Source organism: Bradyrhizobium sp. 35 (genome assembly GCF_023073215.1).
GTDB classification, from domain to species: Bacteria; Pseudomonadota; Alphaproteobacteria; order Rhizobiales; family Xanthobacteraceae; genus Bradyrhizobium; species Bradyrhizobium canariense_D.
In genome coordinates this window covers 213,546-228,747 of the sequence record NZ_JADPJC010000080.1, presented here as the reverse complement: position 1 = coordinate 228,747, position 15,202 = coordinate 213,546, and the positions used below count along the sequence as shown (strand labels likewise).

General features: G+C 63.5%; 12 protein-coding genes. 3 read left to right on the top strand and 9 right to left on the bottom strand.

What is annotated here, in order from left to right:
• Positions 1-15: 15 nt before the first annotated feature.
• Positions 16-1,248 carry a YbfB/YjiJ family MFS transporter gene (locus IVB36_RS17260; RefSeq protein WP_247392477.1) on the top strand — a complete coding sequence of 411 codons (1,233 nt, stop codon included), beginning with the start codon at positions 16-18 and terminating at the stop codon, positions 1,246-1,248.
• 19 nt (positions 1,249-1,267) lie between these two features.
• On the opposite strand, the gene IVB36_RS17255 is transcribed toward IVB36_RS17260, so the two are convergent.
• The 4 genes from IVB36_RS17255 to IVB36_RS17240 all read right to left on the bottom strand — a co-directional run bounded on the left by IVB36_RS17255 (position 1,268) and on the right by IVB36_RS17240 (position 7,034).
• Entirely contained in the window at positions 1,268-2,728 is a 1,461-nt protein-coding gene (locus IVB36_RS17255) for an NAD(P)/FAD-dependent oxidoreductase (RefSeq protein WP_247392469.1), read from the bottom strand.
• A gap of 160 nt (positions 2,729-2,888) precedes the next feature.
• The gene (ahcY, locus tag IVB36_RS17250; protein WP_247392467.1) at positions 2,889-4,310 is read right to left on the bottom strand and encodes an adenosylhomocysteinase; all 1,422 of its coding nucleotides are present in this window, start codon (positions 4,308-4,310) and stop codon (positions 2,889-2,891) included.
• A gap of 111 nt (positions 4,311-4,421) precedes the next feature.
• Positions 4,422-5,618: a methionine adenosyltransferase gene (metK, locus tag IVB36_RS17245; RefSeq protein WP_247392465.1), complete on the bottom strand. Its 1,197-nt coding sequence runs from the start codon at positions 5,616-5,618 to the stop codon at positions 4,422-4,424.
• Between the two features lie 60 nt (positions 5,619-5,678).
• Positions 5,679-7,034, bottom strand: a complete 1,356-nt coding sequence (locus IVB36_RS17240; RefSeq protein ID WP_018457294.1) for a hypothetical protein — start codon at positions 7,032-7,034, stop codon at positions 5,679-5,681.
• Between the two features lie 170 nt (positions 7,035-7,204).
• Between IVB36_RS17240 and IVB36_RS17235 the strand changes: the two genes are divergently transcribed.
• Positions 7,205-8,923 (top strand): caspase family protein, encoded by a 1,719-nt coding sequence (locus IVB36_RS17235; RefSeq protein WP_247392463.1) that lies wholly within the window; start codon positions 7,205-7,207, stop codon positions 8,921-8,923.
• Between the two features lie 540 nt (positions 8,924-9,463).
• The gene (locus IVB36_RS17230) at positions 9,464-10,549 is read left to right on the top strand and encodes an acyltransferase (protein WP_247392461.1); all 1,086 of its coding nucleotides are present in this window, start codon (positions 9,464-9,466) and stop codon (positions 10,547-10,549) included.
• Between the two features lie 94 nt (positions 10,550-10,643).
• On the opposite strand, the gene IVB36_RS17225 is transcribed toward IVB36_RS17230, so the two are convergent.
• Genes IVB36_RS17225 through IVB36_RS17205 form a run of 5 tightly spaced genes read right to left on the bottom strand, consistent with a single transcriptional unit; the run spans position 10,644 to position 15,149 of the window.
• Positions 10,644-11,762, bottom strand: coding sequence for a cobalamin-independent methionine synthase II family protein (locus IVB36_RS17225; protein ID WP_204511800.1), 1,119 nt, complete (start codon positions 11,760-11,762; stop codon positions 10,644-10,646).
• 19 nt (positions 11,763-11,781) lie between these two features.
• A complete protein-coding gene (locus IVB36_RS17220) occupies positions 11,782-12,498 on the bottom strand; it encodes an ABC transporter ATP-binding protein (RefSeq protein ID WP_247361668.1) in 717 nt (238 codons plus the stop codon).
• Positions 12,491-13,246, bottom strand: coding sequence for an ABC transporter ATP-binding protein (locus IVB36_RS17215; RefSeq protein WP_247392458.1), 756 nt, complete (start codon positions 13,244-13,246; stop codon positions 12,491-12,493). The genes IVB36_RS17220 and IVB36_RS17215 overlap by 8 nt, the downstream gene beginning before the upstream one ends.
• Positions 13,243-14,271, bottom strand: coding sequence for a branched-chain amino acid ABC transporter permease (locus IVB36_RS17210; RefSeq protein WP_247392456.1), 1,029 nt, complete (start codon positions 14,269-14,271; stop codon positions 13,243-13,245). Before IVB36_RS17210 ends, IVB36_RS17215 begins: the two co-directional genes overlap by 4 nt.
• Positions 14,272-14,279: 8 nt before the next feature.
• Positions 14,280-15,149, bottom strand: coding sequence for a branched-chain amino acid ABC transporter permease (locus IVB36_RS17205; protein WP_007601971.1), 870 nt, complete (start codon positions 15,147-15,149; stop codon positions 14,280-14,282).
• Between the last annotated feature and the right edge of the window lie 53 nt (positions 15,150-15,202).

Below are 15,202 nucleotides of genomic sequence, written 5' to 3'. Positions count from 1 at the left end.
GAGGACGAGGACGACATGACAGACGCAGATGCCAAGCAGCAAGTCCACCCCCGATCGCATCAGCGGTCGGGTTCGACATCACAGACTTCCTCACAGCAAACCTGTCGATATGCGGTAGCAGGATTGTCCGCATCGCTGGTCGGGCTTGGCCTCGCGCGCTTTTCCTACACGCCGCTGATCCCGGCCCTGATCGCCGCAAAATGGTTCGACCCGTCCGACGTCGTCTATCTCGGTGCAGCGAACCTGGCCGGCTATCTTGCCGGCGCGCTCGCGGCGCGGACCGTGGCCGCGCGCATCGGCGCCGTTCGCGCCTTGCGGGCGATGATGTTGCTCGCGACCCTCTCCTTTTTTGCCAGCTCGACCCCGGTGTCGTTCACCTGGTTCTTCGCCTGGCGCTTCCTGTCGGGGCTCACCGGCGGAATCATCATGGTACTGGCGGCCTCCGTCATTCTGCCGCATATCTCGGCGGCGAGGCGCGGCATCGTCGGCGGCGTGATCTTTGCGGGCGTCGGGCTCGGTGTCGCCGCATCCGGCACGCTGGTGCCGCTGTTGCTGCAGCAAGGCTTGCAACAGAGTTGGTATGGTCTTGGCGTGCTCGCGGGCACGCTCACGCTGGTAAGCTGGTGGAACTGGCCCGCTGAGGCCAAGGCCGATACCGTGTCATCGCAGCGGGCGAAGCACGCTTCCGCTGCTCGCGGCTTGCTCGTCCAATACGGCCTCAACGCGGTGGCGCTGGTACCGCACATGGTCTTCATCGTCGATTTCGTCGCGCGCGGCCTCGGCCAGGGTATTGTTGCGGGATCGCACTACTGGGTGCTCTATGGCCTTGGCGCAATCGTCGGCCCGCTGGTCACCGGTCATCTCGGGGACCGCGCTGGGTTTGGACCGGCGCTGCGCGCCGCCTTCCTGATCGAAGCGGCCGCCGTGTTGCTCCCGACCGTCAGTACCGCGCCTCTCCCGCTAATCGTATCGAGCGTGGTGGTCGGCGGCTTCACACCTGGCATCGTACCGCTCGTGCTCGGACGCATCCATGAGCTGGTCCCACATTCTGCCGAGCAGCAGCGCACGACATGGAGCCATGCCACGACCAGCTTTGCGCTGTTCCAGGCGGCCGCGGCCTACGGCTTCTCCTGGATCTACGCGCAGACCGGCGGCGATTATCTCGTCTTGTTCGCGCTGGGCGGCGGCGCCGTGGTGCTCGCACTCGCGATTGATCTTGCCCTGCCGCTTGCCACGCGCAAGGCTTAGAACGCCGCGGTCGTCGCGATCAGGAATATTGCATCACGCCGTCGTCGATCCGGCCGAACCGCAAGGAGACGATGTCGAGGGCGTAGTTCTGGTAGAGCCGCCACGGCTGCTTCGAGCCTTGCTTCGGCATCTTTGCGACCGAGCGCTGCACATAACCCGAGGTGAAATCGAGCGACGGCTGCGCGGTAATCGTGGGATCGTCATTATGTGGCATGCACTGCCGGAAATTGTGCCGGTCCATGTAGTTGATGAGCCGACAGACATATTCGCAGGTGAGGTCGCATTTCAGCGTCCATGATGCGTTGGTGTAGCCGAACGCAGAAGCCATGTTGGGCACGTCGGCATACATCATGCCCTTGTAGGTCAGCGTGTTGGCGAAATCGACGGCGCGGCCGTCGACACTGATGTCAAGACCGCCGACGACCTGGAGCACCAGTCCCGTCGCGGTCACGATGATGTCCGCCGCAAGCTCGCTGCCGTCCTTCAGGCGGATACCATCGTGCGTGAACGTGTCGATCTCTTTGGTGACTACGGAGGCGCGCTGCTCGCGGATCGCCTTGAACAGGTCGCCATCCGGCACGAGGCAGAGCCGCTGGTCCCACGGATTGTAGCGCGGCGTGAAATGGGTCGCGACGTCGTAGTCGGGGCCGAGCGCTATCTGCACGCCCTTGAGAACCAGCTCCTTCACCTTCGCAGGGCGGCGCCGACTGAGCTGGAAGAAGAACATCCCCCACATTACGTTGCGCCAGCGGATCAGGTGATAGGCAAGCCGCGTCGGCAGATTGCGCCGCAATTTGTTGGCGACGGGATCCTGTGCAGGGCGCGACACCACAAAGGTCGGCGAGCGCTGCAGCATGGTGACCTGCGCGGCCGTCTTGGCGAGCTCCGGCACCAGCGTCACCGCGGTCGCGCCCGAGCCAATCACGACGACGCGCTTGCCCGCGCAGTCGATGTCGTCGGTCCATTTCTGCGGATGCACGATGCGGCCGGCGAAATCCGCGACCCCCGGAAACTCCGGCGTGTAGCCCGCCTCGTATTTGTAATAGCCCGAGCACAAGAACAGGAAATTGCAGGTGAAGCGCACGATTTCTGCCACGCCCTCGCCGGTGATACGCTCGGCCTCGACGGTCCAGCGCGCCTCACTCGTCGACCACGCAGCACGCTTGACACGATGGTGGAAGCGGATGTGATTCTCGATGCCGTTCTCAGCCGCGGTTTCGCGAACGTAGTTGAGGATTTGCGCGCCGTCGGCGATCGCCTTCGGATCGGTCCAGGGCTTGAAGGCATAGCCGAGCGTGAACATGTCGCTGTCGGAGCGGACGCCGGGATAGCGAAACAGGTCCCAGGTGCCGCCGATGCAGCCGCGCCCCTCGAGGATGACGTAGCTCTTGGTCGGGCATTTGGTCTGAAGATGATAGCCCGCGCCTATGCCGGACAGGCCGGCACCGACGATCAGCACGTCGAAATGGTCTTGAGCCATTGTTTCCTCCGCCGCCAGGGATTGTCTGACCGGGATCATCGCTCGTCAACTGGCAATCGGCGCCTGACACAACCGCGAAGAGACACGTGCATCGCGCTCAAGACGACTAAGCCCCGGATCGCTCCGGGGCTTTGCATCGAAAATAGATACGATCAGCGGATCAGTAGCGGTAATGGTCCGACTTGAACGGGCCTTCCTGCTTGACGCCGATGTAGTCGGCCTGGTCCTTGCGCAGCTCGGTGAGCTTGACGCCGATCTTGGCGAGGTGCAGGCGCGCGACCTTTTCGTCGAGCGACTTCGGCAGCACGTAGACTTCCTTCTTGTACTTGCCGTCGTTGTTGTTGGCGAAAAGCTCGATCTGCGCCAGCGTCTGGTTGGTGAAGGAGGCCGACATCACGAAGGACGGATGGCCCATCGCATTGCCGAGGTTCACGAGGCGGCCTTCCGACAGCAGGATGATGCGGTGCTTATCGGGGAATTCGATCTCGTCGACCTGCGGCTTGATGTTGGTCCATTTCAGGTTACGCAGACCCGCGATCTGGATCTCGTTGTCGAAGTGACCGATGTTGCAGACGATGGCGCGATCCTTCATTGCGCGCATGTGCTCGATCGTGATGATGTCCTTGTTGCCGGTCGCGGTGACGAAGATGTCGGCGCGGGGCGCGGCGTCTTCCATGGTCACGACTTCATAGCCTTCCATCGCCGCTTGCAGCGCGCAGATCGGATCGACTTCGGAGACCATGACGCGGCAGCCGGCCTGGCGCAGCGAGGCGGCCGAACCCTTGCCGACGTCGCCGAAACCCGCGACCATCGCAACCTTGCCGGACATCATCACGTCGGTGCCGCGGCGAATGCCGTCGACCAGCGATTCACGGCAGCCATAGAGGTTGTCGAACTTCGACTTGGTGACGCTGTCGTTGACGTTGATGGCGGGCCATAGCAACGTGCCGGCCTTCTGCATGTCGTAGAGACGATGCACGCCCGTGGTGGTTTCTTCGGAAACGCCCTTGATGCTCTTGGCGATCTCGGCGAAGTAGCCCTTCGGCTTCTCCTTGAGCTGCTTCTTCAGAAGCGCGAAGAAGACTTCCTCTTCTTCCGAGCCCGGCTTGTCCAGGAACTTGGTGTCGCCGTTCTCGGCGCGCAGGCCGAGATGGACGTACATGGTGGCGTCGCCGCCGTCGTCGAGGATCATGTTCGGGTGACCGCCGCCGTGCCAGTCGAACAGCTTGGCGGTGTAGTCCCAGTACTCGGTAAGGCTCTCACCCTTGACGGCGAATACCGGAATGCCGGCGGCTGCGATCGCCGCCGCGGCGTGGTCCTGCGTCGAATAGATGTTGCAGGAGACCCAGCGGATGTCGGCGCCGAGCGCGGCCAGCGTCTCGATCAGCACGCCCGTCTGGATCGTCATGTGCAGCGAGCCGGCGATGCGCGCGCCCTTCAGCGGCTGCTTCGGGCCGTACTCCTCGCGGGTGGCCATCAGGCCGGGCATCTCGGTCTCGGCGAGCGAGAGCTCCTTGCGGCCGAAATCGGCGAGCGAAATGTCCTTGACGATGTAATCGGTGAAGCCGGGCTTCGCGTTCATTGCGGGCGTCCTGTTGTTGAATTGGTCATTCCGGGTCGCCCTGGAGGGGCGAGCCCGGAATCTCGATACGATGGAAGAACCGGGTTCGCCGCCGTGGCGGCGTCCCGGGAATCAGACCGCGCGCTTGAGCGCTTCGACGAGATCGGTCTTCTCCCAGGAGAAGCCGCCCCCGTTGTCGGGCGTACGGCCGAAATGGCCATAGGCGGAGGTGCGCGCGTAGATCGGGCGGTTGAGATCGAGATGGCTGCGGATGCCACGCGGGGTGAGATCCATCGCCTTGGCGGCGGCCTTCTCGAGCTCAGCCTCCGACACCTTACCGGTGCCGTGGGTGTCGATGTAGATCGACAGCGGACGCGCCACGCCGATGGCGTAGGCGAGCTGCAGCGTGCAGCGGTCGGCAAGTCCGGCCGCGACGATGTTCTTGGCGACGTAGCGCGCCGCATAGGCGGCCGAGCGGTCGACCTTGGTCGGATCTTTGCCGGAGAACGCGCCGCCGCCGTGCGGGGCCGCGCCACCATAGGTGTCGACGATGATCTTGCGGCCGGTCAGGCCGGTGTCGCCATCAGGACCGCCAATGTAGAACTTGCCGGTCGGGTTAATGTGCCAGATCGTCTTCGGCGTGATCCAGTCCTTCGGCAGCGCCTCGCGCACATAGGGCTCGACGATGTCGCGAATCTGCTTGGACGAGATGTCCTCGACCAGATGCTGGTGCGACACCACGATCTCTCGCACGGCGACGGGCTTGCCGTTCTCGTACTGCACGGTGACCTGGCTCTTCGAGTCCGGGCCCAACACCTTCTCGCGGCCGGAGTGGCGCGCTTCCGAGATAAGCCGCAGGATCTTGTGGGCGTAGAAGATCGGCGCCGGCATCAGATCGGGCGTCTCGTTGGTGGCGTAGCCGAACATGATGCCCTGGTCGCCCGCGCCCTCTTCCTTGACTTCGCCCGGCTGCAGCGCATCGACGCCCTGGGCGATGTCAGCGGACTGCGGATGCAGCAGGATCTCGATGTCCGCCTTCTGCCAGTGGAAACCCTCCTGCTCGTAGCCGATGTCCTTGATCGCGGCGCGCACGACGCCTTCGATCTGCTCGTTGGTGACGGACGCGGGACCGCGGGTCTCACCAGCGATCACGACCTTGTTGGTGGTCGCGAGCGTTTCGCAGGCGGCGCGAATTTGCCAGGGATCGATGCCTGCTTTCGGTCCTTCGCGGTAGAACAGATCGACGATCTCGTCGGAGATCCGGTCGCACACCTTGTCCGGATGGCCTTCGGACACGGACTCGCTGGTGAAGAGATAGGACGCGCGCATCAGTAACCCCTTGTTCCGCCGCTAGCTGGCGGGCGTTGCGATATTTAGCTTTGAATGATGTCAATCACGCCGGCGCGAGATGACGTAGGATTCGTCGAGAAACCAGAGCCCATTGTACTTTCGCAGCACGTCCCTGGCGGCGTCCAGAGTGCGGCCGTTCTGAGTCATTTCCGTCAACCGGTCGTCCTCAATCTGAGCGACATACACCGCCGCATTCCAGGCTGCAAAGGCCGTCGAGGTTCCGATAGTGCCCGTCACCTCGTTGGGCAGCGCTTCCATATCATACCTGAAGATCGAGCGGTTATCTGCGTAAGCATTAAAATTTAGGTCGCGGCCCACCGAGCCGAGCTCGTACTTCACAGCGCGCAATAGCTCATGACGGCTCACCGAGAAAGGATTTTCTCCGGGCCAGATCGCCTGGATCATCTCCATGCCCGGATCCTGGCCATGGGAGTGAATACCAATCAGGCGGCCGCCTGCCCGCAAGGCCCGCGCCAGGGGCGCTATGATCCGTTTGGCCCGGAAATTGACCGAGGACAGCGCGCGGTATGGCTGGGATGCAATAACGAGGTCGAAATTGGCCTCGGCCTGGCCCGGCCGTGGAATGGTCGAATCGAGCAGAAACCGCTGATCTTCACGGTAGAGCACCAGCACGACGGGCCGCTCATAAAGCGGCATCCCCGTGCGCGGGCTGACCGCTGCGCGCCAGTTCTGCTCCAAAAACGGCTTCAATTCCGCGATTTGCGTCTCGAACTCACCGGAGGAAGCACCCCGCAGGGGAACCTCGTGCCAAACGGTCGCGGCCGCCGCCGCGGGCGATGCCGGCGTGAGCCAGGGCGCCTCCGCGTAGAGCATGTTGGTAAAAACGAACACCGAGGCCGGGTGCTCGAAAATGCGATCCGGCACCTTGTCCAGCGTCAGGCGAAGGTCCTCGAGACTGAGCTCCTTGCCGGCGACATAGAACGGCATGTGCGGAAAGCGCTGGTGCATCGAGCGCAGCACGCGCGCCAGTACCGTGCCGTCGCCAACGCCGGCATCGAACACGCGCAGCGCCGGGGGCCGGGGATGGATGCTGGCAAGTTCCAGCGCCACGCGCTCGGCGACCACCCGCTTCTCACTGCAAGTGTGGACGAACAGCAGGTATTTCTGCCGGTTCTCGAAAAAGCGGAAATTGCCGCGCGGATCGCGCTTTTCCGGGGGCACCTGAAGCCCCCGCGGCGGCGGCACGCCGCCGGCCATCGATGCGGCCATGTAGGCCTGGATCCGGTCCAGGGTATCGATCGTGATGCGTTTGCCCTCGCGCAAGCGGTGCACGAGCTTCCCATCGTTCACCGCGCGCCGGCCGAACGTCGACTCCGCCATGTCCGCCTTACGGCAGAACTCGGTGATTTGGCTCAGGATTTCGTCATTCTTCATGGAGTGGGACGCAGTGGGCAGAGGGATTGGGTAGTGCCTCCTAGCAAAATCTGCCCACCGAGGGAATAGCGATAGAGCCACCCTGTTTGCCGTTTGTACAACAGGGAGCCGTGAACCACCTTCCCCTGCCGGGTAACCAACAGACGCCTCTCCTCTAAGGACCACCGCCAATGCGTCGCCTGCTCGTCGCGCTCTGCCTGCTCGCCGTAACCCTGTGGTCGGCGCCAGCTTTTGCGCAGGCGCGCAACCAGCTTGGGCCGCTCTGCACCACCGACACCACGCTGGCAGATCAGATGATCGACGCCTGCAGCAAGATCATTTCGCTGAAGGTGTTCAAAGGCGAGCAGCTCGCGACGGTCTTCTTCTGGCGCGCGGTGGGCTGGAACAAGAAGGGCGATTACGCCAAGGTCATCACTGACGCCACGGAAGCGATCCGGCTCCAGCCGAGCCAGGCAGTCTACAATCTGCGCGGCTCGGCGTATTACGACAGAGGCGAGTACGAGATCGCGGTCGCTGATTTCGACGATGCGCTGAAGCTCGGCCCGCCTGACGGAACCATCTTCCACAATCGCGGTAATGCCTGGCGCGGCAAAGGCGATTACGCCAAGGCGATCGCCGACTACGACATGTCGATCAAGGCCAATCCAAAATCGGCGTTCTCGTACCAGAACCGCGGCATCTCCAAGGAGGCGCTCGGCGATCTCGACGGCGCGCTGACCGACCTCAACCAGGCGATCCGGCTCGACCCGACGCTGCCGCAGCCGCTGATCAACCGGACCGCGATCTGGCGTGTCAGAGGCGATTACGATCGCGCGATTGCCGACGGGAGCGAAGCGATTCGGCTCGCGAAAGAGAAGCCGCCCGTCAACATCATGACGCCGCCGAACAGCGTGCTGATCTCGGGCTACACCCATCGCGCGCTGGCCTATGAGGCGAAAGGCGATTACGCGCACGCGAGCGACGACTACAAAGCCACACTGGCGATCGCGGCGTCCGATGCCGGCAGCAAGGCCAATCAAGCCACCGCAAAGGTGCGGCTGTCGCTGATCACCGACGCCAGCGCACCGATCCCGCGCGATGCGCCGTCACCGACGACCGAGCCGGCAAAGGCACCGGCTCCCCAGCAGACCGGTGCCGCGCCGCCCCCCTCGCCTGCTCCGGCCGCGCGCAGCACGCGCATGGCGCTGATCATCGGCAATGGCGCCTATTCGCATCTCAAGGCGCTCCCCAATCCGCCCAATGACGCGCGCGCCATTGCCAGGGCCTTGCGCGATATCGGCTTCACGGTATCAGAAGGCGTCGATCTCGACCGCGCGGCGATGCAGAAGATGACGCGTGACTTCTTGCGGGAAGCGGCGCGGGCGCAGGTCGTATTAGTCTACTATGCGGGCCACGGCGTGCAGGTCGACGGTCGCAACTATCTCATTCCCGTCGACGTCGAACTCAAGCCGGGCGCGAGGATGACGGACGCGATGATCGACATGGACACGATCATGGTCGGCCTCGACGACCAGGTCCGCACCAACATTTTGATCTTCGATGCCTGCCGCAATAATCCGATGGCACAGCAGGTCGCATCAGCCGGCACCAACCGCGCCATCGAAGCTGCCTCGGGCCTCGCAGCGCCACCGAGCCTGGGCGCCGGCGCGATGCTCGGCGCCGGCACGCTGATCGCTTTCGCCACTGCGCCGGGCCAGGTCGCTCTCGACGGCGAAGGCGCCAACTCGCCGTTTTCCGCTGCCCTCTCCCGCCACATCGGCACGCCCGGCCTCGAGGTGCAGCAGATGCTGACACGTGTGCGGGCGGAGGTGGTTTCGACCACGAAGAGCAAGCAGGTGCCGTGGTCGAACTCGTCGCTGCTGGGAGAGGTCTATCTGGCGGAGAAATGATGCGAATTGGCATCGTCCCGGCAAACTGCCTTTACCCTGGCGAGCGTAGCATCCGGGAACAAGCAGTCCCGCACATCGCGAGGCTCTTGCGGCCAAAGTTGCGGTTTTGATCCTGCTGACATCCCGCGCCGACGCGCCAAAATTACAACAGCGCGCGAGATAGTCGAACGCAACCTGCGGCTGCTCTTTCCCACAGCCTATCGTTATCTTATAATGACTGCACCACCGACCAGGCGGTGGACTGGTTGCTGGGGAATTCTGTGAGAAAATTCGTTGCCGCCGCCGGCATCGTCCTGTTTGTCGTGTTCGGATTACAGCCGGTTTTCTCACAAGGCGCTCCGCCCCGCAGCTCCTCGGCGCGTGGCGATATGATCCGCATGCACCCGAGAACGTCGCTATTACGGTGTCCCGCTCCAGACCAAGCTCGAATATGGCGGCGCCTATCTCGCGCTCGCAGCCTTGCTCGCGGTCATGACCTGTGATGTCCACGAGATGCTGGGATCAATGATGCGGCCGAGGTAGCCGAAGGCCGTATTCATCATGCCGAAAACATTGCCACTGCCGGAGGCCCGGAAGCTCTTGGGATTGGAGGGCCTACGCTTCCTTGCGACCCTCGCCGTGCTGTTATGGCACTATCAGCACTTTGCCCTTGTCGCCGAGCCCGCCGTCAAGCTCACCAGAAGCGAGCTGCCGTTCTACCGCGTTCTGTTCCCTTTCTATGAGGCCGGCGAGTACGGCGTCTGGTTCTTCTGGTGCATCTCGGGCTTCATATTCTTCTGGAAGTATCGCACCATTATCGCCGATCGCACGGTCGACGGCCGAAGCTTCTTCGTGAACCGGCTGTCGCGCCTCTATCCGCTCCATATCGCAACGTTGCTGCTGGTCGCGGTGCTGCAACCGGTCTATTTCGCCCAGCATGGAGTCTACTTCGTCTATCCGAACAACGATCTCCCGCACTTCCTCGCACAGCTCTTCATGGCGAGCGACTGGCTGCCGCCGCGCAGCGAAAGCTTCAACGGGCCCATCTGGTCGGTCTCAGTCGAGATTATGGACTATGCGACCTTTTTCATGGCGTTGCGCTTTGTAACGGCATCGCCGCTGTTCAATTTGGTCGTGATCCTTGCCTCGATCACGATCGGAACGCAGGTCGGGACCAGCCTCGCCTTCTTCTATGCAGGCGGACTTGCCGCCATGGCCCGGCAGGCCGTCGTCGATTCCAGGCATCGGCGGACATTGGAAGCAACGGCCGCGTTCGCCGCCATCGCAGTCCCGGCGGCGATCTGGCTGGCGGGCATCGAGCTCGCCCCGGCCGCCGGACCGCTGCTGCTGATCTATACACCGATCCTGCTGTTCTGCTGTTCCGGCCAACTCACCTTGCCGCGGCGGATCCAGGCACTACTCGAGATGGCCGGCAATATGACCTATTCCTGCTATCTTCTGCACTTCCCGATTCAGCTCGCCATCGCACTCGCCTGCGTGGCCATGCAGCGACCGATTCCCTACGGCGACCATCTGTTCTGGGTGGCCTTCGTGCTGCCGACACTCGTGGCCTCGCACCTTACCTATCGCTGGTTCGAGGCGCCGGCGCAGCGCCTGATCCGCAGTACCCTTCGACGCAAAAAATAAGCGGGGCGGACAAGTCCGGCCCCGCTCTGATGTCGCGGATCGAGCAGCTTTGACACAACGCGTCTCGCTTACGCAAAGACGCGGCTGCACCCGATCACTGCCCCCACACTTCCTTCGCAATCTCGACCGCGAGGCTGAGCTTGGCCCACTGCTCCTCCTCCGAGAGGATGTTGCCTTCCTCGGTTGAGGCAAAGCCGCATTGCGGGGAGAGCGCGAGCTGCTCCAGCGGGGCGAACTTGGCGGCTTCCTCGAGACGCCGCTTGATCGCGTCCTTGTTCTCGAGCTCACCGAACTTCGAGGTGATGACGCCGACCACGACGACCTTGTTGCCCTTGGGCAGGAAGCGCAGCGGCTCGAAACCACCGGCGCGGTCGCTGTCGTATTCGAGGAAATAGCCGTCGTAATTGGTGCCGGCGAGCATGGTCTCGGCAACCGGCTCGTAGCCGCCCGACGAAATCCAGGTCGAGCGGAAATTGCCGCGGCAAACATGCGTCGTCACCACCATGTCGGCAGGCTTCTCGGCCAGCGCGTAGTTGATGACGCGCGCATAGATCTGCTGGAGACCCTCGGGATTGTCGCCCCGCTCGCGCGCCTTCTGCAATTCGTCCGGCGAGCAGAGATAGGCCCACACGGTGTCGTCGAACTGGAGATAGCGGCAGCCGGCGTCGTAGAACGCCTTCACGGCCTTGCGGTAGGTCTTGCCGAGGTCTTCGTAGAAGGCATCGAGATCGGGATAGACGTCCTTGGAGATCGCCTTGCGGCCGCCACGGAAGTGCAGCACCGCCGGCGACGGGATCGTCATCTTGGCGGTGACGTGAGCCTGGTCGGCAACCTTCTTCAGGAAGCGGAAGTGATCCAGCATCGGGTGGTCATCGGGGAAATCGAGCTTGCCGATCACGCGCACCGCGTCGTGCCGGGTCTCGACGCCCGCAAACTGGATGCCGGTGTCGGGGTGAAACATTTCACAGCCGGTGAGCTTGGCCAGGAAGTCGAAATGCCACCAGGAGCGGCGGAATTCGCCGTCGGTTGCGAGCTTCAGGCCGAGCGAAGCCTGCTTATGCACGACCTTCTCGATCTCCAAATCCTCGATCTTGCGCAGATCGTCGGCCGAGATCTCGCCCTTCTCCAGCCTGGCGCGGGCTTCCTTGATCTTGGCGGGACGCAAGAGGCTGCCGACCTCGTCGGCGCGGAAGGGGGCTTTGGTTCGCTGCATTTCTTACTCCCAGTTATTTTTAGTGGGCCGCCGCCCCTGCAACGCCGAGGTGGCGCTCGAGGACCGACGGGTCGGCCTTCAGCGCGGCGCTCGGGGCGTCGTGGACGATCGTTCCGCGCTCCAATATCACAACACGGTCGGCCAGCCCCAGAATCTTTTGGGCATTCTGCTCGACGATGATCGAGCAGATGCCGCCCGCCCGCGTGATGGTCCCGATCGCCTTCAAGAGCTCCTCGACGATGATGGGGGCAAGGCCCTCGGTCGGCTCGTCCAGGAGAAGCACTTTCGGATTGAGGGTCAGCGCGCGGCCGATCGCCAGCATCTGCTGCTCACCGCCGGAGAGCTGGTTGCCAAAATTGCTCCGCCGCTCCTTCAGCCGGGGGAACATCTCGTAGACCCTCTCGACGGTCCAGGGACCGGGCTGGGCCACTGCGGACATATTCTCCTCCACCGTGAGCGAGCGGAAGATGTTGCGCTCCTGCGGCACCCAGCCGATCCCGGAGCGCGCCCGTTGGTCGGGCCGCAAGGTCGTGACGTCGGTACCGGCGAGCCTGACAGTTCCGGAGAAGCGACGGGTGACGCCGACGATCGAGTTGATCAGCGTGGTCTTGCCGGTACCGTTGCGCCCCAACAGCGCCAGCACCTGGCCTTCGGCGAGACGCAGCGACATGTTCGGCAGCACCACGGCCTCGCCGTAGCCGGCGCGAAGCGAGTCGATCGCGAGCAGGTCAGACATTGACCGCCTCCTCGCCGAGATAGACCGCCTTGACCTGCGGGTCGCGCGCGACCTGCTCGGGCGGGCCTTCGGTGAGCAGCGCGCCGGAGACCAGGACAGAGATGCGGTCGGCGAAGGAGAACACGAGGTCCATGTCGTGCTCGATCAGTAGCACGGTAACGTCGCGCGGCAGGCTGCCGACGACGGCGAGAATGTCGTGGCGCTCGCTCTCGGGCACGCCGGCGGCGGGCTCGTCCAGCAGCAGCACGCGCGGCTTGGCGGCGATCGCGACCGCGATCTCGAGCAGGCGCTGCTTGCCGTAAGGCAGCGTCACCGTCTGTTCGTTCATGACGTCGAGCAGGTGGAAGCGCGTCAGGAGGTCGGCGATCTCGCCGTTGACGTCGCTGCGCATGCCCATCCGCCGCCACCAGTCGCCGCCATGGCCGAGGCGCTCGGAGACAGCGAGACCGATGGTCTCGAGCGGGGTCAGGTCGGGATAGAGCTGGTTGATCTGGAAGGTACGCGACAAGCCGCGCAACACGCGCTTGTGCACGGGCAGATCCGTGATGTTCTGGCCTTCGAGCAGGATGCGGCCCGAGTTCGGCTTGAGCACGCCGGTGAGCTGGTTGATCACCGTGGTCTTGCCGGCGCCGTTGGGGCCGATCAGCGCGTGGCGGGCGCCTTGTTCGATTTTTAGCGACAAGTCGCGGGTGACGCGCAGACCGCCGAACTGCTTTTCGAGATTCTGGGTTTCGAGCACGATGGTCATGCGTCGCTCTCCGGCACGGCGACGACGGCCTTGCGCCCCGCTATCTGCCTGATGACCAGATTGGGCACATACAGCATCCAGCGATGCAGGCGCTGGCGGCCGACCAGGACGATCACGACCAGCACGAGGCCGATCCAGAACTGCCAGTATTGCGGAGTGATGGTCGAGAACAATTCCTGCAGCATGCGAAACAGCACCGCGCCAATCAGCCCGCCGTAGAGATAGCCGGTGCCGCCGATCACGAGCACAAGCATCAGGTCCGCCGAGCGCTCGAAGGCGAACACATCGAGCGAGGCGATCGCGGTAGTCTGGGTGAACAGCGCGCCTGCGATGCCGGCATAGAACGCCGCGAGCGTGTAGATCGCAATCAAGCGGCGGTTGACGGGGATGCCGATCGCGGCCGCGCGCAGCGGATTGTTCTTGATCGCGCGCAATGACAGCCCGAACGGGGAATGCACGACCCGGCGGGCGAACAGGAACAACAGGAACAGAACGGCGAGCGAATAGAAGAAGCCGGTCTTGCCGAACATGTCGAACGGAATCTCACCGAAGATCGGCTGCATCTCGATACCCTGCAGACCGTCGGTGCCGCCGGTGATGCTGGAGAAGCGTTCGGCCAATGCCTCAAGCAGCAAGGCGATGCCGAGCGTCACCATCAGTCGCGTCAGATCGACGCCGCGGATCACGAGGAAACTGGTAGCGAAGCCGAGCACCATCGCGACAACGCCGGCGACGACAAGCGCAAGCACGGGCTCGTTGATGATCCCGTGCAGCGCAAGAAGCCCCGCCGCGTACGCGCCGACGCCGAAGAAGGCGGCATGGCCGAGCGAGACGATGCCCGCGTAGCCGAGGATCAGATCGAGCGACATCGCAAACAGCGCGAGCCGCAGGATATCCGTCATGATCAAGTAGCGCGAGGGAAATACGAAGCCGCAGGCCAGCACGATCAGCCAGAAAGCGGCCTCGCCATAGTGCCAGCGTGCCTGGCGCTGGGCGTGATAGCCGACGTCGGAGGAGGCGCTCATCGGCGAACTCAACGCGCGGCCGTGCGGCCGAACAGACCGTTCGGGCGCCAGATCAGGATCACGATCATCATGGTGTAGATCACGAAAGGTCCCATCTTCGGCACGTAATATTTGCCGGCAACGTCGCCGATGCCAAGCAGCAGCGAGGCCAAAAACGGGCCGGTGATGGAGGACGAGCCGCCGACGGTGACCACGATCAGGAAGTAGATCATGAACTTCAGCGGAAAGTACGGGTCGAGGCCGAGGATCTCGGCGCTCAGCGCGCCGCCGAGACCGGCCAGGCCGCAGCCAAAAGCAAATGTGAAGGCGAACACCTGCGGCACGTTGATGCCGAGGCCGCTCGCGGCGCGGGGATCGTCGACCGCGGCGCGCAGGCGGCTGCCGAACCGCGTCTTGGCCAGCACCATCTGGAGACCGATGGTGAGCAGCCCGCAGATCACGATGATCATCAGCCGGTAGCGGCCGATGCCAACGCCGAACAGGTCGAACTGACCCTGTAGCGCCGCCGGCAGGTTGATGAAGACCCGCGACGAGCCCTGGATGTAGTCGACGGCCGCGACCGACATGAACGTGAGGCCGATCGTGAACAGCACCTGGTCGAGATGGCTGCGCGCATAGAGGTGTCGGTACAACGTGCGCTCGAGCACGATGCCGATCGCAGCGGAGGAGACGAATGCAAGCGGCAATGCCGCGAAGAATGGCCAGCCCATCCGGTTGACCAGCACCATGCAGACATAGCCACCGGCCATGGCGAAGGCGCCATGGGCGAGGTTGACGAAGTTCATCAAGCCGAGCGTAACCGCGAGCCCGCAAGCCAGCACGAACAGCAGCATGCCGTAGGCGACGCCATCGAACAGGTTGGTGAGGATTGAGGTCATCGTCTCAGCTTGGCGTTATCGTCATGGCCGGGCTTGTCGCGGTCATCCCCGTT